At 69.9% G+C, this 1,148-nt stretch carries 2 protein-coding genes; both read right to left on the minus strand.

From position 1 onward, the window contains the following. On the minus strand, window positions 1–362 hold a 362-nt coding region (locus H926_RS27445; protein ID WP_192816555.1), incomplete at its 3' end, for an FAD:protein FMN transferase. Between the two features lie 23 nt (window positions 363–385). Then, window positions 386–1,148, minus strand: a 763-nt coding sequence (locus H926_RS27450) for a DUF4198 domain-containing protein (protein WP_022676732.1), incomplete at its 5' end; no start/stop codon positions are given.

The following is a 1,148-nucleotide window of genomic DNA, read 5'->3' on the forward strand; positions in this document are numbered from 1 at the left end:
TCGGTCAGGCGGCCGATGGCGGGATCGAACGCGCCATGGCTCGCCCGCGCCACGGCCAAAGCATGGTGCAGCACGCCGGCGAGGTCTTCATCCACATGCAGCCAGGTTCCCGGTGCCGCGCGGTTGAAGCGCATCAGCAGGCTGCCGGGCTGCCAGTGGCTGAGCGCCCGCTCCATCCGGTCGAGCCGCGCCTGGATGAGGGCATGCAACGCGGCGCGGTCCGCGCTGCCAGCCGGATGGGCCAGGCGCACCTGCCAGCGCGTGCCCATGGTCAGGCCCGACAGGATGACGATCGGCGCCGCCGGATCGAACCCGGCAAGGCTGTCCGGGTCGATCGCGGTGGGCACAGCAAGGCGCAACATCCGGTTTGCCTGGACGGGCAGGGTCAGGGCGCCACGACTTCCAGCGTGGTGGTATAGCTGGTGCGGCGATGGGCGGCGCGCGGGTTGGCCGGGTGATCGTCCGTCAGGCTGGCGTTCAGCCAATAGAACCCGGGCACCGGCCATTTCACCGTGACCGTGCCATCGGCGGCAGTGGTCAGTTCCTGCGCGCCCTCGATATCGCGATAGCGTTTGGCGCCAGGGATCACCGTCACCTTGAGCTTGGCCGCCGGCTGCCCATCGATCAGGAAGCGGAACTTGCCCGGCTCGTCGCTCACCAGTTCATCGGGATGGGTGATGGGCACCATTTCCAGCCCCTTGCCGCTGGGGGCAAAGGCCTGCGTCGTGGGGGTGCCGGCGGTGACGAACACGAAGTTGCGGTTGAGCGTTTCGGTCAGGTTTACCTCGGTGGCATCGGCGGGAATATCCGCCAGGCTGGCCACCATGTGATCGGGTGCGATCTGCGGGCGGGGGCCGCCTTCGCCACCACCCGGTCCGCCGGGGCCCCCGGGACCAGCCGGGCCCCCCGGCATCATGCCGCGCGGCGGCGCACCCATTCCCGCTTGGCCGCCTGGGCCGCCCGTGCCGCCGGGACCGCCTGGGCGGCGCATGCCCAGCCCCCACAGCTCGCCATTCACCTTGAACGTGCCAGAAAGATTGGCCATTTCCGTGCCGATCTTCCAGGTGCCGGGCTTGTCGATGGCCACGTCGAACACCGATCGCGTGCGCAGCCGCGCGGCGTTTTCGATCTTGCCCGGCGTGCCGTCG

Source organism: Novosphingobium sp. B-7 (assembly GCF_000410615.1).
GTDB classification, from domain to species: domain Bacteria; phylum Pseudomonadota; class Alphaproteobacteria; order Sphingomonadales; family Sphingomonadaceae; genus Novosphingobium; species Novosphingobium capsulatum.